This window comes from Paenibacillus sp. YSY-4.3, from assembly GCF_054767475.1.
Genome location: NZ_BAABMC010000015.1, coordinates 16,525 through 35,885, shown reverse-complemented (window position 1 = coordinate 35,885; position 19,361 = coordinate 16,525). Strand labels below are relative to the sequence as shown.

Genomic DNA, 19,361 nt, shown 5'->3' with positions numbered 1-19,361 from the left:
CGATATAGGCTTGTTCTTGAATTAATGCGCTTCTTCCTTATCATTCGAAAGGCCGAGCACTTCAATAAGCTTGAAGAACAGGCTCAGCGCAATGCCTACGATGGTAGCCAGGGCCATCCCTTTCAGCTCGACATCGCCCATTTTCAGCGTTGCTCCGCTTAGACCGATGACGAAGACAATGGTAGCAAGCAGCATGTTCGTCGGCCGGGAGAAATCGACCTTCTGCTCTACGAAAATGCGCAGCCCGGAAGCGGCGATAACGCCGAACAGCAGAAGCGATATTCCGCCCATAACGGGTGTTGGAATAAACGCGATGATGGCCGAAAATTTACCGGAGAACGAAAGCAGGATCGCGAAGATGGCCGCACCGCCGATCACGAAGATCGAGTAGACTCTCGTCAGCGCCATGACGCCGATATTTTCTCCATAGGTTGTATTCGGTGTTGAACCTACGAATCCGGACAATACGGTAGAGATACCGTTACCGAGCAGGGAGCGGTGCAGGCCCGGATCCTTGGACAAGTCTTTGCCCACGATGTTGCTTGTTACCAGCAAGTGTCCGATATGCTCGACGATAACGACCAGCGCTACCGGAATGATCGTAATGATGGCGGACGCACTCCATTTTGGCGTCGTTAGGGTTGGCATGGAGAACCATGGTGCAGCCGCGATGGCCGCTTTGTCGACTTGGCCCAAGAAATAAGCGAGACCGTATCCGACGACGATACCGATGAGGATGTGAATGATTTTAGGGAATCCGCGGAACAGGACGGCTCCCAGCATGGTGACCCCGAGTGTAACGAGCGACAGCATAATTTCTGTCGGATTCGGCGCCCAGGCCTTGGTCGGGTCTGAATTGATCAGACCAGCCATTCCGGCGGCAACCGGGATCAGTTCAAGCCCGATTAGCGCGACGATCGCCCCCATGGCAGCCGGAGGGAATACAATATCGATCCAGCCGGTACCAACTAGTCGAATGAGCAGCGAGACCGCGATGAAAATTAAGCCTGTCACGATAAAAGCGCCAAGGGCGTAAGAATAGCCTGTACCCGGATGAGCAGCCAGAACTACGAGTACCGGGGAGATAAAGGCAAAGCTTGATCCGAGATAAGCTGGTATTTTCGCTTTACAAATCAAGATGTACAGCAGCGTACCGATCCCGTTCATGAGCAGGATCATCGCCGGGTCTACACCGAAAATATTCGGTACAAGCACCGTGCTGCCGAACATGGCAAAAAGGTGTTGCATACTCAGCAGAACACCAGGCCCGAAGGGAACTTTCTCATTAACTTGAATTTCACGTTGCAAACAGGGTCACTCCTCTAAACGTTCATATTTAGTTATCCTTACTAGGATAATGACTCTGTCCGCAATTTTCAACAGAAAATATTATACATTGCTAAATTATTTTAAAAAAAGACCCGATGCTCGCTGCATAGCGAGCATCGGGTCTTGCCAAAGACTAAGAATATCCGCGGATGTTGTCGATTATTGGCCGTGTCGGCTTAATCGGTAATCCTATTTGAAATTGCTCGCCTGCTGCTCCGCGAAGTCGCCGATAAAAGGCAGCTTGAACCATCTTCCCTGCAGTGCCATTAGCATCAGCACGATCCACAGCACAAAATAAAGCACGCCGACGATGAGGGAGCCGATCCAGCCGATAAACGGGATCCAGGAAAAAAGGATGTTGGCAACGGTCAGTATGCCGAATACGAGGACCGATTGCATGGCATGAAACTTGACGAAGCTGCTCTTCTTCTCCACGATGAGAAAGATAATACCCGTAACGAATGCCAGCGCATAGCATAGCAATCCGGCGACCTTCGGATCGAGATTAGTGGATGAAGCATCGATATGGGGCTCGTTCATAAGCAGAAAACCTCCTTAAAAATATCAATATGTATGCAACTAAAAGTAAGATATTCGATGCAACGGAAACTAATTCCTGTTTAATCTACATTTTTTTTAATTTAAAGTAGTTTAAATAAAGTTGTTTATGCATGTTCATCGAGGCTAATGGTTGACGTAAGTGGACGCAGGAGTCATAATATAGGAAATCAAAATCGGGCGAAAAGTGCCCTTTTATACGTTGGAAATGCAGCCTTATTTTATATAGAAAGGAAACGAATCGGATTCAATGGGCATAGAGCGATTACTCGAAAAGGCGTCTATCTACATTAAAGAACCGGATCTCAAGCGCATTCGGGAAGCATACGACTTCGCGGAACAAGCCCATCATGGACAGCTGAGGAAATCCGGTGAACCTTATATTCTGCATCCGCTGGCGGTTGCAGAAATTGTCGTGGGCATGCAAATGGATGCTCTTTCTATTATTGCGGCCCTGCTTCATGATGTCGTTGAAGATACGACCGTTTCCTTGAAGGAAATCCATGATCACTTCGGCAGCGATTGCGCCATGCTTGTAGATGGGCTAACGAAGCTGGAGCGCATCAAATTTCAATCCAAGGAAGAACAGCAGAACGAAAATTATCGAAAAATGTTTATCGCCATGGCCCAGGATATCCGGGTCATCGTTATTAAGCTCGCGGATCGTCTCCACAACATGCGGACTTTGAAGTTCCAGTCCGAGGAGAGCCAGCGCCGCATTGCTTATGAGACGCTGGAGATTTTTTGCCCCATCGCTCACCGGCTGGGGATTTCGGCAATCAAATGGGAGATGGAGGATATCTCTCTCCGCTATTTGAACCCGCAGCAGTATTACCGGATTGCCAATCTGATGCATAAGAAGCGGGCAGAGCGGGAGGATTTCATTAAGAAGGTCATCGCCCGGATCCAGGAGAAGCTGGATGAAATGGGTGTTGAGGCTGAGCTATCAGGCCGGCCGAAGCATATATACAGCGTATATAAGAAGATGACGACGAAGAACAAGCAGTTCAATGAAATCTATGACTTGCTTGCTATTCGAATCATCGTGAGCAACATTAAGGATTGTTATGCAACCCTCGGGATTATCCATACCCTTTGGAAGCCGATGCCGGGGCGGTTCAAGGACTATATTGCCATGCCGAAGGCAAATATGTACCAATCCCTGCATACGACCGTTGTAGGGCCAACCGGGGAGCCTACGGAGGTGCAAATCCGCACCAAGGAAATGCACCGGACCGCAGAATTCGGGATTGCCGCTCACTGGGCTTATAAGGAAGGTACGGAGGCGGGCACGCCTGAGAATAAGATGACGTTCTTCCGTGAGATACTGGAGTTGCAGCATGAAGCAAAAGACGCTTCAGAGTTCGTCGAATCGCTGAAGATGGACTTCTTCTCTGACCTGGTGTTCGTCTTTACACCGTCGGGTGAAGTCATAGAGCTGCCATCGGGCTCCGTGCCGCTTGATTTTGCCTACCGTATCCACACCGAGGTGGGCAACCGAACGATTGGCGCGAAAGTGAACGGACGGATCGTGCCGCTCGATCATAAGCTTAAGACCGGTGATATCGTCGAGATTCTGACCTCGAAGCATTCCTACGGGCCGAGCCGGGATTGGCTCAAAATCGCCCAGTCTTCTCATGCTCGAAGTAAAATCAAGCAGTGGTTCAAGAAAGAGAAGCGGGAAGAGAACGTGGAAAAGGGACGCGATGCGATCGAGCGCGAGCTGAAGCGTGCGGGGCTTGATCCGGCGCAGTGGATGACGGAGGATAAGCTGCTGGAAGCGGCGAAGAAGTATGCTTTTAACGATGTGGAGGATATGCTGTCGGCCATCGGATTTGGCGGTATTACCGCATCCCAAATCGTGACGAAGCTAACGGAGAAGCTGCGCAAAGAGCAGGAAGAGGCGGAGCAGATCGAGCTGACTTCCGAAGTGAAGGAAGTGAAGGCTCCAGAGGTACGAAGATCACGTCCAACGAACGGCGTCGTTGTTAAAGGCATCGACAATTTGCTCGTGCGCTTTGCCAGATGCTGCAACCCGGTGCCGGGGGACGACATTATCGGCTATATTACCCGGGGGCGGGGCGTTTCTGTTCACCGCAGCGACTGTCCGAATATTCCGACAGCGAGCGATGGGGAAGAGGCTGCTCGCGTCATTGAAGTGGAATGGGAAAACGCGGTGGAAGCCAACTATAGCGTTGACATTGAAATTACCGGACATGACCGCCGCAACTTCTTGAATGAGGTGCTTCAAGCGGTTTCGGAGAGCAAGACGAATATTTCCGCAGTCTCCGGACGCGCGGACAAGAATAAGATGGCGCTAATTCATATGACGATCCTGATTCGCAATACGGATCATCTCCATTCTGTTGTGGAGAAGATTAAACGGGTTCAGGATGTATACACCGTGCACCGCATTATGCAGTAAGCTCGGAGCGGGGACGGAAATAAAGGAGATTTGGATCGATGAGAGTTGTTGTGCAGCGTTGCAAGGAAGCGAAGGTTACGGTGGACGGTACCGTAATCGGCTCGATTGGCCAAGGCCTCATGCTGCTGGTCGGCATTACGCATGAGGATACGGAGAAGGAGGCGGCATACCTGGCGGACAAAATCGCCGGTCTGCGGATTTTTGAAGATGATGAGGGCAAGATGAACCGCAGCGTAACAGACATTGGCGGAGCCATTCTGTCCGTCTCCCAGTTTACGCTGTACGGGGATTGCCGCAAGGGCAAGCGTCCGAGCTTCATCGCCGCGGCCAGACCGGAAACGGCGGAGCCGCTGTATGAGCGGTTCAACGCTCTGCTTCGGGACAAAGGCCTAAAGGTTGAGACCGGGGAGTTCGGAGCTGATATGGACGTTCAGTTGACGAACTGGGGCCCTGTAACGCTAATGCTGGAAAGCCAGCAGCCGGCAAAGGCGGAAACGCCGTAGCGCGAAGGCTTAGAATACGATTTCTCTTTTCAGGGCAATCTGAAGGAAGAGAGATCGTATTTTTTTGTTTACAAAACAAATAAGCACTAAGCATAACTGCTTTTAAAGGAGTTTATTTCATGCGACAGTCGCTAAAAGCTGTACAGTGGCGCCAGCCCCCGTTGATTCCTGCGGGAGACCGGACAGAAGCCTCCATGCTGTCCCGGGCAGCCCGAACCGAGGAGCACGAGTGGATACATTTGGAATTCAAACCGGGAAGGGAGTTAATACCCCGTTCAGGCAGCTAGAGCCAATCGGCTCTATTTTTGCATTGTTATAAATATTCGCGTTACGGGTAATAACATCCCAAGAGAGAAAATGATTGGAAGGAGAGGAAAGCTATGAGCAAAATAGCCTTTTTGCTGGCTAACGGCTTTGAAGATTCGGAAATGCAGGTTCCATACGACGAAGTGAAGAAGGCAGGCCATGATGCTGACATCATCGGTCTCGAAGCAGGAGAGACGCTGAAGGGAAAGCAAGGCAAAGCCGAATATAAGGCGGAGAAAGCCATTGCTGAAGTTAGAGTGGCCGATTATGACGCTGTGGTTATCCCTGGCGGGTCGTCTCCGGAAAATCTTCGCTTGAACGAAGGGATACTGCAATTTGTAAAAGAGGCTAATGAGGCCAACAAACCGATCGCCGCGATATGCCACGGTCCGCAAATCCTCATTAGCGCGAATCTGTTGGAGGGCCGCACAATAACATGCTATCCACCGCTCAAGGACGATATGATCAACGCGGGAGCTGAGTTTAAAGATCAGGAAGTCGTGGTTGACGGCAATTATATTACTTCACGTACGCCTAAAGATGAACCGGCCTTTGTACGCGAAATCCTGCAGGCGCTGAAGTAAGCGGGAAAGCCAGTTATCCGATCAATGTGACGAAGGAGAGATCGACATGGCTAAACATATTCAAGCATATTTTAAAAATGAGGATCAGGCGGAAGGAGCCAGGACGAGCTTGCTTCCGTTCGAGACGGAGCAGGTCGAGGTCGGACGCCTGGATCAGTCGATTGGCAGGGACACGAACATCCTCGTTCCTTTCGTCCCGGTGAATAACAGCGCAACAGGCGGCACCTACGGAGCCGTAGGCTATCCCGGGGCTGCCGGCGGGCAGGGCTTTGTGCCGGTGGTCATGCCAAACAGCACTATCGCTGATGGCGACCGTGATAATGAGGGAGCGATGGAGGGAAGAGAGAGGGATGAAGTGAATCCTGTGGTAGATCTGAACGATTTCGGCGATGAGGATTACGACAGCCTGCAATATGTGCTGAGCCTTAAAGTCCGGGATCAGGATTACGATGACGTCGTTCATAAATTGCGTTCCCAGGGTGCTTTTGTAGCGCAGCTTGATGAATGATAGCGGTGAATAAATCGCTTTCGTTTATGTAATATAACTGTAATATTACTTTCATGTTCCTTTAACAAAGCCTGTTTATAATAAGAGCATGACCCCCTTTTAAAATATATACTTTTGGACCTGCACCCCGTTGGTAGCAGGTCTTTTTCTTGATTAAAGCTTGACTTTGCGCTTAGGGTTACTTAAAATCTAAAAATATACACAATTTCTTTAATACTGTTATTCGATGACGGGAGAAAGTAATTCAACCCCACATCTACAGAGAGGAATCCCGGCATGAGGAACGCATGCTGTTCCAAGCTGATGCTTGGAGCCGTGTTTCGTCCCATGGCTGGCTGGAAGGATTCCGGTGATGATTGAACGAAAGACTTCCCTGAGAACCGGCGGCGAAATGATGCAGAGTAGCCGAGCGGCGTTAGCGGGCGTTAACCGTGTAAAGCGATTGCCACAGACTTGGCGTAAGGAAGGGGTTGGATTAGTCCCGTTACCAGCTATAGTCAAGGCAGTCGGAATGTGGGTGGCACCACGGGTGATTTGGTAAACGATCTCTCGTCCCTGTTTGTTTTTATGAACAGGGCGGGAGTTTTTTTATTTTTACAGCTAAAACACGATAGTTGGATGGAGGGATGGACATGGCTTTTCAAAAGCCGACAGGCACGCAGGACATACTGCCTGGCGTTGTCGAGAAATGGCAATTCATTGAAGAGAGAGCCAGAGATTTATGCCGTCGTTTCAATTACAAAGAAATTCGCACGCCGATCTTTGAACAAACGTCATTGTTTGAACGCGGCGTCGGGGAAACGACGGATATTGTCGAGAAAGAAATGTACACGTTCACCGATAAGGGCGACCGCAGCATGACGCTTCGGCCTGAAGGAACGGCAGGAGTCGTTCGTTCTTATGTAGAGAACAAGCTGTACGGAGAGCCGGACGTAACGAAGCTGTATTACCTCGGTCCGATGTTCCGTTATGAGCGTCCGCAGGCGGGACGCCAGCGGCAGTTCCACCAATTTGGAGTGGAGGCGTTCGGCGCCGTTGATCCGGCGATTGATGCCGAGGTTGTGGCACTGGGATACCAGTACTGCCGGGAGCTTGGCCTGCAGGAGGTCAAGGTAGAGCTCAACTCCGTCGGCAATCCGGCAAGCCGGGCGGCCTATCGCGACAAACTGCTCGGTTTCCTAATGCCGATGAAGGACAATCTGTGCAAGGATTGCCAATCCCGGATTGAACGCAACCCGATGCGCGTACTCGATTGCAAGGTGGATCAAGAGAAATTTGCCGATGCCCCTTCGATTCTGGACAGCTTGGATGAGGAATGTACGACGCATTTCGCCAAAGTGCAGGAACTGCTGACTGCGATGGGCATCGAGTATACGATCAACCACCGTCTGGTTCGCGGACTGGACTATTACACGCACACCGCGTTTGAATATAAAGCCCAAGGCATCGGAGCGATAGATACCATTGGGGGAGGAGGGCGCTACAACGGCCTTGTCTCTGATATCGGCGGTCCTGATCAGCCGGGTATCGGCTTCGGGATCGGTCTGGAGCGGATCGCGCTAATTCTCGAGAAGCAAGGCGTCAGCTACTCAGCAGAGAAGCCGCTCGATGTCTACCTTGTGTCCCTAGGTGAAGCGGCCGACAAGGAAATTTCGACACAGCTCTTCAAGCTGCGTCAAGCCGGCTTCTCGGCCGAACGCGACTACCTGGGCCGTAAGATGAAGGCGCAGATGAAATCCGCCGACCGGATGAAAGCCCGCTACACCGCCATTTTAGGCGACGACGAACTGGAGCGCGGCGAAATCGCCCTTAAGTCGATGGAAACCGGCGAGCAGCGCACCGTCAAGATCGCTGAGCTTGCGAACGAGCTGAAGTAGGCAGCAGTTGCCCTGCATCGCAGCAAGCGTATCTCCGCAGGAGAGAGCGCAACCCGCAAGAGCCCTTGTCTTGCACCACAGTGAGCGAATCCCCGAAGAGGACAGCGTCTCCTTGCAGAAAGCAGAAGTAAGAATCACAAGCCATGCTACAAGTAGTATAAGTTTTGCACCGCAGCAAGCGTATCTTCGCAGGAGAGAGCGCAACCCGCATGAGCCCTTGCTCTGCACAACAGTGAGCGTATCCCCGAAGGGGACAGCGCCACCAAGCACGCAGTACCGCCAAAACGCACCACAGCAGCAGTTATCGCCCAAACGCAGGAGTGCTGGCGTAGAGCGGGCCCGTCAGGGCGGCAAGCGGCTGATAGCACCATACCATGCCCGGGTGAGCCGAAAGCAGAAGAACTCTGCAACGTGTTTGCCAGGTAATTCTGGAGCGCCAAAAGTAAGACGTACCCGAAGGGGGAAAAGCGTTCCACGCACCAAACCCAGCGCATTCCCAAAGGGAACAGCGACTGCAGGAGCACCTCTTCACCTCCTACGTTACTCCAGTTTGCGGGAGTCCCGAGGGCAGCGAGCCCTTGGGGGCCCTCCCTTACGGTAAGGGAGGGTTTGGGAGGGTTGAGACCCTGGTTGAGATAATACTATTAATGAAGGAGCCATTAATCCATGAATCGTACTCATCATTGCGGAACGCTTAGCGCCGCTCATATTGGAGAAACTGTAACATTGAACGGCTGGGTGCAGACCCGCCGTGACCTCGGGGGCGTTCTGTTCATCGACCTTCGCGATCGCAGCGGCATCGTGCAGGTCGTATTTAACCCCGACTATTCCGGCGAAGCGCTGGAAATCGCCGATAAAGTACGCAGCGAATACGTCCTTGCTGTTAAAGGGAAAGTAGTAAAGCGGGATCCGGAAACGGTCAATCCGAACCTGCCGACTGGCGAAATCGAAGTGCAAATTTCCGAGATCGAAGTGCTGAACGCGGCCAAGACGCCTCCATTCTTCATTGAAGACGGTGTAGAAGTGGACGAGTCCATTCGCTTGAAATACCGCTACCTGGATCTTCGCCGTCCGGAAATGCAGCAGACATTGCTGCTTCGTTCCAAAGCAGCGAAAGTATTCCGCGACTTCCTGGATGGAGAAGGTTTTGTTGAAGTAGAAACGCCGATCCTGACGAAGAGCTCTCCGGAAGGCGCTCGTGACTATCTCGTACCGAGCCGTGTACATGCCGGCGAATTCTTTGCCCTGCCGCAATCTCCACAGCTGTACAAGCAGCTGTTGATGGTCAGCGGAGTGGAGCGTTACTATCAAATCGCCCGCTGCTTCCGCGACGAGGATCTGCGCGCCGACCGCCAGCCGGAATTTACCCAGGTGGACATCGAGACCTCTTTCCTGTCCCGCGATGAATTGCTCGAGATGATGGAAAAACTCGTTGTACGTCTGTTCAAAGAAACAAAAGGAATCGACATCCCTACACCGTTCCAGCGTCTGAGCTACGCCGATGCGATGGGCAAATACGGCTCCGACAAGCCTGACCTGCGTTTTGGCCTGGAATTGATCGAAGTGAACGATATCGTATCCACCTGCGGCGTTAAAGTGTTCTCCTCCGTCATCGAGAAGGGCGGCGAGGTTAAAGTACTTAACGCAAAAGGGTGCGGCACATGGAGCCGCAAGGAGATTGACGATCTAGGACCGTTCGCTGCCCGCTACGGCGCGAAAGGCCTTGCCTGGATTCAAGTGAAGGAAGGCGAGTTCCGCGGGCCGATCGTTAAATTTTTCACCGAACAAGAAATCGAAGCGCTGAAAGAGCGTACAGGTGCAGAAGAAGGAGACCTCTTGCTCTTCTCCGCCGACACGAAGAAGGTTGTAGCTGATGTTCTCGGCAATCTGCGCCTCAAAATTGGACGCGAGCTTGGCCTTATCGACGACAACGTGTATAAATTCGCTTGGGTTGTGGACTTCCCGCTGCTTGGCTGGGATGAGGATCAGAAACGCTATGTGGCTGAACACCATCCGTTCACGCGTCCTCGCGAAGAGGATATCGCCTTGTTCGATACTGACCCAGGTAAAATTTTAGCCCAAGCTTATGACCTCGTATTGAATGGTTACGAAGTTGGTGGCGGCTCGATGCGGATTTATAAACGGGACGTTCAGGAGAAAATGTTCAAGGCGATCGGTTTGTCCCAGGAAGAAGCACAGGAGAAATTCGGCTTCTTGCTTGATGCCTTTGACTATGGTACTCCTCCGCATGGCGGCGTAGCGTTCGGTTTTGACCGTCTTGTCATGCTGCTTGCTGGCCGCAACAACCTGCGCGAGACGATTGCGTTTCCGAAGACGGCCAGCGCGACAGATCTGCTCATGAATGCACCGTCTGAAGTGGATGCGCCGCAATTAGAGCAGCTTCATATTAAATTGGCCGTGAAGCCGGCTGAAGATAAAAAACAATAAATCAATAAATCATTAGCAAGAAACGGGTACTGCCTCCTGACAGGAAGCCGTAGCCCGTTTCTGTTTCATAAAGGAGGATTGTGGGAAGTATGCTGCATCAGTTTTCACGGACAGAACTGGCGATCGGGGCAGAAGGACTTGAAGCTTTGAAGAACAGCACGGTAGCGGTGCTCGGCATCGGCGGGGTCGGCGCGATCGCCGTAGAGGCGCTAGCCCGGACGGGAGTCGGACGCATCATTCTGATTGATAAGGATGTCGTAGACATTACGAACATCAACCGCCAAATTCATGCCCTGACCACAACGATTGGGCAGAAGAAAGCGGATTTAATGTGCGAACGGGTTAAACTCATCAACCCAGAGTGCGAGACGATTGCGCTGAATATGTTTTATACGGAAGAAACCTACGAGCAACTGTTCCAATACGATATCGATTACGTGCTGGATGCCTCGGATACGATTATGTACAAAATCCATCTGATCAAAGAGTGTCTGAAGCGAAAAATTCCGATGCTGTCCAGTATGGGCGCGGCGAACAAAATGGATCCTACACGTTTTCAAGTGGCGGATATATCGAAAACATCGGTTGATCCGATGGCTCGCGTTATCCGCACGAAGCTCCGCAAAGACGGCATCAAAAAAGGAGTCAAGGTTGTATTCTCCACCGAGGATCCGGTTAAACCTCGCGAGGATGTAACCAAGAAAATTGCCCCGGAAGGCGCGAAAATCCGCAAGGCGAAGCAGCCTCCGGCCAGTAATTCGTTCGTTCCACCGGTCGTGGGACTCATCATGGTCAGCGTAGCCGTTCGGGAACTGCTCGAAATCAACGGAATCAAGATATAATGACGACAAAGCGATGTTGCCTTTTGAAGTGAAGGCAGTCGCTTTTTGTTTTTCATGGTGGTATAATGTAACTCCTTTTGACTTCTGGTTATGGGAATACACTCGCCAGGACAATTGGAACACTAAACCTTAGGAGGTAACTGAAATGACTGATTTTCAAAGTGCCTATCAAGAAGAGAAGGAGCGGCTGGGTCGCACCTTGCAAGAGATCGATCACCAATTGTCAGCTTTGCGAGCTATACCTGTTTATACAGGTCATGATTTTACGGAGCAGGTGCTGGAGGCGGGCCGGGAAGGCCAGCGCCAGCAGCTAGAGAAATCATTGCGGGAGCCCTACTTCGGCAGGCTTGATTTTGAGGAGATGGGCCGGGAGTCTGCCCCTCTTTATATTGGCAAAGTCGGCGTTGGCGACCCTTCCGGCAAGCAGCCGGTTGTCATCGATTGGAGAGCGCCGGTAGCGAGTTTGTTTTATTCGTTCACTGGCGGCGACTCGGCCACGTACGAAGCACCCGAAGGCATCATCGAAGGACTTGTTTATTTAAAAAGAAACATCGTAATTCGCTAGCAGATTCTGGAGCGCGTCGTCGATACGTACAATCGGGAGGACGAGGGTCCTGCGGTGTCGGACGAATTCCTCGTCTATCGGCTGGGCGAAAATAAAGATAACCGGCTGCGCGATATCGTGTCGACGATTCAGGCGGAGCAGGACCAAATCATTCGGGCGGCAAAAAACACAGCGCTCATTATCCAGGGCGTGGCGGGCAGCGGGAAAACGACGGTAGCACTGCATCGCTTGGCCTTTTTGCTGTATCAGTACAAGGAGCAAATTCAGGCGGAGCGCATGATCATCTTTGCACCGAACCATATGTTTATCGACTATATTTCCGAAGTGCTGCCGGAACTCGGCGTGGGCGATATCCAGCAGAGCACGTTCCCGGACTGGGCAGCGGAAGTACTTGGGCTGGAGCATCCGCCGGCCACGAGCCAGAGTGACCTCCGTCGCTGGTTCGATGCAGTCCGTACGGAGCCTGTGCCGGAAAGCGAGCTGCCGGGCCGGTTCAAAGGCTCAATGCGCTTCAAAGCAGTGATCGATACTTTTCTCGACGATATGGAGGCCTTATGCGTACCGAAGATCGACTTCGAGCCTTGGGAGGGAACAAAGCTTCCCTATGCGGAGATTCTGGCTTGGTTTGAGGGAGAGTACAAACACTATCCTGTGGCAAGACGCAAAGAGCGGGTGCTGGCCCGGCTTCACCGCTGGATTGAGATGGAGCTGAAGAAAGCCCCGTCCGCAGCACAGCTCAAGGAATGGAAGAAGAAAGCGCAGCAGCGTGAGAAGGCTTATGCCAAGAAGTGGCCTGAGCTTACGCCGCTTTCACTCTACGAGGAGCTTTTTCAACTCAAAAAGAGGGGGAGCATGGGCCTTCCAGACATGTCCGTTGATATTCCCCCGGCCATCTGGAAGGAAACGAACAGCAGCCTGAAGAAAGGCATCGTTAAAGAGGAGGACCTCGCGCCGCTGCTCTATTTATACACGCGTATTCACGAGATCGAGGGCAAAATGACCTTCGATCATGTCGTTATCGACGAAGCCCAGGATTTCTCGCCTTTCCAGGTTGCGGTGCTGGACCAATTTGTCAAAGGGCACTCTTTTACGATTCTGGGAGATTTGTCGCAAGGCATCCATTATTACAAAGGGGTGCGCGATTGGCATGAAATGCAGGAGCTGTTTCATTCGGAGGAAACGGCTTATTTTGCCCTGACTCGCAGCTACCGCTCGACCATGGAAATCATATCGTTCGGAAACGAAATATTGGCTAAGGGAGTAGGTACGGAGCTGCTGGCCGTTCCTGTGTTCCGGAGCGGGGAGCCGGTCAGGCTGTTATCCGCAGCGGGAACGGAGCGGAGCGGCGCCATTAAAGAGGTGCTGAAGGCCGTGCTCAAGGGAAGCTACCGGACAACAGCGTTGCTTACGAGGACGCTGCAGGATGCCTCGGAGCTTCATGAATTGCTCGTTCAGGATGGGATCGAGGCCCATTTGATCGATGGCAGCAGTGATCAATATGAGGGGGGCATATCCGTGCTGCCAGCTTATTTGTCCAAAGGGCTTGAATTTGACTCCGTCATTGTTACGGATGTTGACAGGGAGCATTATTCACAGGAGGATGCCAAGTTGCTGTACGTCGGCTGTACAAGGGCCCTGCACGAGCTCTGGCTGCTGCATGGAGACGAATTGCCTGATTATGTGATTACGGAGGATTCAGAGATGGTCATGAACGTGGCTCGTCCTCTCCCATGAACAGACATCATTAAATTGGAATATAGATTAAGCATAATAAGAGCTGCTTTAAGCAGCTCTTTTTCTATTTTTAACTAAGAAATAGGTCTGATGTTATAATCATGTATATGTCATTGAGCTGAAAGCAGCATGTAACAGGGAGGGAGTGACTTACCTATGAAGTCATTACCGCTATACAAATTGATTCAAGAGGATATCCGGTATCTTATACGAACCGGGCAGCTGAGGCCAGGAGATCGCGTACCATCGGAGACAGAGCTTGCCGAGGAGTATCATGTAAGCAAGATTACAACTAAAAATGCTATGAATGGTCTGGCTGAAGAAGGAGTCCTGATCAGACACCGGGGAAAAGGGACATTTGTCAATCATATCCCCAAGGATATTCAGTCTATGAGCGGTCATAAGGGATTAATAGGTCTAATTCTCCCCAGCATGAAAACGAAAGTAGATCAGCGGATCATCAATGCTGTCGAGCAATACGTTCGAGAAAATGGTTATCATCTCCTGATCAAAATTACCCAGGAATCATCGCTGGAAGAGAGCAAGGCCATTGAGGATTTACTCCAATTAAGGGTAAAGGGGCTCATCATATTCCCGATTGAACAGGAGATGTATAACAATGATATTTTAAGATTGTCATTGAATCGGTTCCCGCTCGTCCTGATCGATCGTTATTTGAAAGAAATCGAGACTTATAGCGTGAGTGCAGATAACGTGGATGGTTCCTATCAGGCGGTCAAACACCTCATTAACCGAGGACATCGGCAAATTGCGTTTGTGACGATGGAAGTGACCAATTCGGTGACGGCGGATCGGGCGATGGGGTTTGAGAAGGCGTTCCTTGAACGAAATCTGTCGATTAACAAAAATTTATGGTGCGTGTTGAGTATAGCTGATATGGCTTCGGGGAAAGGAAGCCCCATGATTCAGGAATTTCTAAGGAATCATCCCGAAATTACGGCTATCTTTACTGGAAATGCAGAATTAACCCACATATCGCTTCGGGCCATGAAACATATGAATTTACCAAAAGAGCAACGCCCGGAACTGATTAGTTTTGACCAGTCTGATCTAGCAGAAGTGAAGTACATAAAGCAAAATGTCGAGGAAATGTGCAAAGTCACCGTGGAACTCTTGCTGGAGCAGATTCATGGGAAGTATGATCCTAGAAGAGTGTCCATACCTGTCATTCTATTTCATTAAAAAATGAGTCATTTAAATTATATACTCTATAAGATATAAAAAATTTCAAGGGGTGATGATAAGATGGCGGTAAAATAGAAAGCGATTACATTCGCCTATGGGAGGAAGGACGCTATGAGAAGATATTTAAAGATTTTGCTTGTTCTAATGGTAGGATGCATGACTTTGCCGTCTTCGTTGGCGCAAGCCTATCAGAATCCACAGACACTCAGTAATGAATGGGCAACTTATGGTTCCGGTGATCCTTATATTTTGAAATTCAAAGGCGATTATTATTTGTACGTCAGTACCAAGGACTCTGAGACAGGCATTAAAGCCTGGAGTTCGCCGGACTTAGTGAATTGGACATATGCCGGGCTTGTGGCAACAGACCCGATTACGAAAGGAGCTTACGCACCGGAGGTCATTTATTGGAATGGCTACTTCTATATGTACACCTCTCCGGGCGGAAACGGCCATTACGTACTGCGCAGTGAAAGCCCGACAGGGCCCTTTACCGTTCAAACCCCGAATAAAGGGTTGAGTATTGACGGGCATGTGTTTATTGATGACGATGGACAGTGGTATTTCTACCGTGCTGAACACGGCCAGATGGTCGCTCATCCTATGAGTGATCCTTATACTTTTGGAGCCGGATCGAATACTGGTGCCTCGATCAGCGGAGGCTGGACAGAAGGGGCGACCGTTATTAAGCGGAACGGAAAATATTACATGACGTATACGGGCAACCATGTTCATAGTCCGGCTTACCGGATCGACTATGCGGTGAGCAGTAATCCTTTAACGGGATTTGTACCTGCCAGCAAACAAAATCCCGTCGTCCTCTCGACCGAGGGGCCAACGATTGGATTGGGCCATAATGGGTTAGTCACCGGCCCGGATCTGGATTCGCTCTATATGTTCTACCATAACTGGAAGGGCTACACGCCTGAAGGCTGGCCGATTCGAAGCATTAATATGGATCGTGTCGTATGGAATGGGGACAAAATGCTCGTCTTGGGCCCTACGACAACATCGCAGCCCGACCCGGATATGCCGGATTTTTATGACCGCTTTAACAGAACGGCTATTGGCTCCAACTGGTACAATGTAAACGGCGGGCATTGGGGCATCTATAACCAGGAATTAATGTGGCAGGATAGCATGGGGTCCACGGCGGCGTATAAACAAATCACGAATGCGGCGACGGAGGCGAATTATACGGCAGAGTTCCATATGAAGCAAATGAATCGTGGTACAAGCGGCTCCCCGCGTTACGGAGCTACGTTCTCTTATGCAAATGAAGATAATTACGGTGTGGCGATGCTGAGCGAGTTGAACAACCGTCTGGAAGTCAACTTTGTCGTAGATGGCGTGTCTCAAGGATGGATCTATGCCTCACTGCCTTCAGGATTTGATTATAGCAAGTGGCATAGCATGCGGGTTGAGAAATCAGGGAACCAATTCCGAATCTATGTGGATAATATGCTGAAAATGATGCAGAACGCCAATCTTGGCGGCGGCCAGGTTGGCTATTTAACCGAAGACACGCATGCTGATTTTGCTTATGTTGCATTCAGTAATAAAGTGAACGGCAGTAATGCTTGGGATGCATATAAGCCTATCCCAGGCAAAGTGGAAGCTGTTCATTATATGAGCGGCGGCGAAGGAATCGCCTATCATGATACAACCGCGAATAATCTGGGCGGCGAATACAGAAATGATGCGGTGGATATTCGCGTCAATCCGGAGGGCGGCTATAATGTAGGCTGGAACCAGTCCGAGGAGTGGTTAAAATACAAGGTGAATGTGGCTTCTACGGGGGCTTATGATGTCACGTTTCGAATGGCGACCACGATGAATGGCGTGCAAATCAGACTATGGGATGGAACGACGGATCTAACCGGCATTGTGCAAGTTCCTAATACTGGCGGCTGGGACGAATGGCGCTCGGCAACGGTTAAGGGCATACCTCTCACGCAAGGCTTAAGAGAGTTGCGGGTAGAATTTGTGACGGGCGAGGCCGACTTCGCCAGTATGGAATTCCAGCATCATGCAAGCGTACCTCATCTGAGCGATAACTTTGATGGCGGCAAGAGCGGCGACTGGAAGCAATGGGAAGGGAACTGGTCAGTAAGCGACGGACTGTATCACTCCGCAGGCGGCACATTTGCCAAGACAACGATTGGCAATGATCATTGGGCGGACTATACCGTGGAAGCGGATATTCGCATGAACGAGGGCAGTGGAGACTCGGGGATCATTGTCCGTGGAACTAATCCGGCAAACGGACTGGAGCTTGGACAAGGAAATGCCGATTTCTTACAGGGGTACTATGCTTACATCAAGGCGGATGGAGTGTATCTCGGCAAACAAAATTACAACTGGAGCCCTTTAACGGGTGTGAATTTGGCTCTGTCCACTAATGCATGGCATAAAATGAAGGTAGTCGTTCAGGGAACGAATATTAAGGTGTACGTGGGTGACATGAATGTTCCGAAAATTGACTATAACGATAACTCGGGAACGGCATTTACCCATGGAAAGGCGGGTTTGAGAACGGCTCATCAGAGTACATCGTTTGATAACTTCACGGTCTATCCTTAATTATAGTTCTGGAATAATGGAAGAAGGATCCTGCCATGCGGCTGGGTCTTTCTTTGTTCGTATCGAAGCAGGTGGAGATGATGACGATGAGAATAAGCAAAGGCTGGCGGCATTTGCGATCTAGCATTAAGTACAAATGGATTCTATTGTTAATGACGATTACATTAATCCCTTTGTTTATATTGGGGCTGGTTTCGTATTCAATTACTAAAGACGCAATTGACAAGAAAGTGGCGGACTCCTCGAAGCAGTTGATTAGACAGACAGGTGAAAATATCGATATCCGTTTCTCCGGATACAAAGATATGCTGATGCAGGTCATCACGAACACAGAAATTTTGTCTTTGCTGCATAAGCTACAGCAGCGTGATGAGAGCATAGTAGAACATCTCACTCTGACTACCAAGCTGGCTTACTTTACGGCGGTTTCTCCGGAGTTTAAATCTATTTCGTTTATTACGGATGCTCAATATATTAAAGGGATTTTTCGCTGGGAGGATCTTGAAGCACATCGGGTCGATTTCTATGACAAGACGATGGCGGAGCGAAATTCTTATGTCTGGTTTCCCACAAGGCTAGGACAATATTCGGATACGGCGGACAACCACGAAGAGCTGGTCTTCTCTCTGGCTAAGCAGGTATTCAACATTCATGATGGACGGCAAATGGGCATGGTGGTTGTGCTCGATATTCGGGAAGAGATGCTTAGCGATATTTTAAGTAAAAATACAGACAGTGAGCTCTATACAGAAAGCTTCGTGATCGATCAGAATGGAATCATCCTATCGCATGCGGACAAATCTATGCTTATGACCCCGATGAACCACTATTTTCAAAATGATACGGGGGCGGCTATTCAGGACGGGGTGAAGGAAGGCAGCTTCGTGGCCAAGTATAAAGAGAAAGAGGTTATGGTGAACTACCTGCAGCTAAAGAGCAATGATTGGAAGGTTGTACATATTATAGAACGGTCCAGTTTATATAAGGATTCGAATCAAGTGATAAAAGTAATCGCTATGATCATGATATTATGCGTATTGTTCTCGATCTTTACGGCCTATGCCATGGCATCATCTGTCTCCAAACCTTTAAAAGCGATGGTGAAGGCGATGAAGCAGGTTCATCTTGGCAATCTAGCGACACGGATTCGCATTAACGAGGACAGAATCGATGAAATCGGCAGTCTCCAATACCATTTTAATGACATGGTGGGGAGAATTGAAGAATTGGTGGAAGCGGTGTATGTGGAGCAGAATAATAAAAGAATAGCCGAGGTAAAAGCGTTGGAGGCGCAAATTAATCCGCATTTTCTCTATAATACATTGGACGCGATCAAGTGGACGGCGCTATTCCAGAAAGCGAATAATACGGCGGAGATGGCAAGGTTATTATCCCGCCTGCTGCATATCAGTATCGGCAAAGGAAGCGATACGGTCCTTGTTCAAGAGGAACTGGAGCATGTGGAATGTTATATGGGAATTCAAAACTTGCGCACCACTACTCCGATCGAAGTGAATTATGAAATCGAAGACAAGGTGAAGATGTACAGAACACCTAAAGTTATTCTGCAGCCGATTGTGGAAAATGCGGTGCTGCATGGGTTTGCGGATCAGCCGCAGGGAGCTTTGGTCACAATTCGCTGCAGGCAGGAGGGGAATCATCTGTTATTTGAAATTATAGACAATGGACTCGGTTTTGAGGATGAAGTCAATTTCGGCAGCCTGATAACGGATGACTTGCCAAAAGGAGCTTTTTTCTTAGGGGTGGGTCTCTCTAATGTAGAGGAAAGAATTAAACTCATTTGCGGCCAAGAGTACGGTCTTACTATAAACAGCAAACCTGGAAAGGGAACCGTTGTGGCCATTACGCTGCCAATACTAGAGTAGTCAGGGG

At 50.1% G+C, this 19,361-nt stretch carries 13 protein-coding genes and 1 pseudogene; 12 read left to right on the top strand and 2 right to left on the bottom strand.

What is annotated here, in order from left to right; genetic code table 11:
* Positions 1 to 21: 21 nt before the first annotated feature.
* Together uraA and ACYUJT_RS24680 are read right to left on the bottom strand one after the other, a co-directional pair.
* Positions 22 to 1,308: a uracil permease gene (gene uraA / locus ACYUJT_RS24685; protein ID WP_460327434.1), complete on the bottom strand. Its 1,287-nt coding sequence runs from the start codon at positions 1,306 to 1,308 to the stop codon at positions 22 to 24.
* A 210-nt stretch (positions 1,309 to 1,518) separates the two neighbouring features.
* Positions 1,519 to 1,869, bottom strand: coding sequence for a DUF4870 domain-containing protein (locus ACYUJT_RS24680; protein ID WP_460327432.1), 351 nt, complete (start codon positions 1,867 to 1,869; stop codon positions 1,519 to 1,521).
* A gap of 268 nt (positions 1,870 to 2,137) precedes the next feature.
* Here ACYUJT_RS24680 and ACYUJT_RS24675 point away from each other — a divergent pair, with 268 nt between their 5' ends.
* The 12 genes and pseudogenes from ACYUJT_RS24675 (at position 2,138) to ACYUJT_RS24620 (ending at position 19,354) form a co-directional block, all read left to right on the top strand.
* A complete protein-coding gene (locus ACYUJT_RS24675; protein ID WP_460327430.1) occupies positions 2,138 to 4,312 on the top strand; it encodes a RelA/SpoT family protein in 2,175 nt (724 codons plus the stop codon).
* A 38-nt stretch (positions 4,313 to 4,350) separates the two neighbouring features.
* Positions 4,351 to 4,815, top strand: coding sequence for a D-aminoacyl-tRNA deacylase (gene dtd / locus ACYUJT_RS24670; RefSeq protein ID WP_460327427.1), 465 nt, complete (start codon positions 4,351 to 4,353; stop codon positions 4,813 to 4,815).
* A 119-nt stretch (positions 4,816 to 4,934) separates the two neighbouring features.
* Positions 4,935 to 5,102 (top strand): hypothetical protein, encoded by a 168-nt coding sequence (locus ACYUJT_RS24665; RefSeq protein ID WP_460327425.1) that lies wholly within the window; start codon positions 4,935 to 4,937, stop codon positions 5,100 to 5,102.
* 93 nt (positions 5,103 to 5,195) lie between these two features.
* Positions 5,196 to 5,705, top strand: coding sequence for a type 1 glutamine amidotransferase domain-containing protein (locus tag ACYUJT_RS24660; RefSeq protein WP_460327423.1), 510 nt, complete (start codon positions 5,196 to 5,198; stop codon positions 5,703 to 5,705).
* A 46-nt stretch (positions 5,706 to 5,751) separates the two neighbouring features.
* On the top strand, positions 5,752 to 6,213 hold the full coding sequence (locus ACYUJT_RS24655) for a hypothetical protein (RefSeq protein ID WP_460327421.1): 462 nt from the start codon (positions 5,752 to 5,754) through the stop codon (positions 6,211 to 6,213).
* 632 nt (positions 6,214 to 6,845) lie between these two features.
* Positions 6,846 to 8,090, top strand: coding sequence for a histidine--tRNA ligase (gene hisS / locus ACYUJT_RS24650; RefSeq protein WP_460327419.1), 1,245 nt, complete (start codon positions 6,846 to 6,848; stop codon positions 8,088 to 8,090).
* Positions 8,091 to 8,756: 666 nt separating this feature from the next.
* Positions 8,757 to 10,538 (top strand): aspartate--tRNA ligase, encoded by a 1,782-nt coding sequence (aspS, locus tag ACYUJT_RS24645; protein ID WP_460327417.1) that lies wholly within the window; start codon positions 8,757 to 8,759, stop codon positions 10,536 to 10,538.
* Positions 10,539 to 10,627: 89 nt separating this feature from the next.
* On the top strand, positions 10,628 to 11,380 hold the full coding sequence (locus ACYUJT_RS24640; RefSeq protein WP_460327415.1) for a tRNA threonylcarbamoyladenosine dehydratase: 753 nt from the start codon (positions 10,628 to 10,630) through the stop codon (positions 11,378 to 11,380).
* Between the two features lie 145 nt (positions 11,381 to 11,525).
* Positions 11,526 to 13,679, top strand: a pseudogene (locus ACYUJT_RS24635) (HelD family protein).
* Between the two features lie 156 nt (positions 13,680 to 13,835).
* Positions 13,836 to 14,882, top strand: a complete 1,047-nt coding sequence (locus ACYUJT_RS24630) for a GntR family transcriptional regulator (RefSeq protein ID WP_460327413.1) — start codon at positions 13,836 to 13,838, stop codon at positions 14,880 to 14,882.
* Positions 14,883 to 14,996: 114 nt separating this feature from the next.
* Positions 14,997 to 17,468 (top strand): family 43 glycosylhydrolase, encoded by a 2,472-nt coding sequence (locus tag ACYUJT_RS24625; protein WP_460327411.1) that lies wholly within the window; start codon positions 14,997 to 14,999, stop codon positions 17,466 to 17,468.
* 35 nt (positions 17,469 to 17,503) lie between these two features.
* A complete protein-coding gene (locus ACYUJT_RS24620; RefSeq protein ID WP_460327409.1) occupies positions 17,504 to 19,354 on the top strand; it encodes a cache domain-containing sensor histidine kinase in 1,851 nt (616 codons plus the stop codon).
* Positions 19,355 to 19,361: the final 7 nt, after the last annotated feature.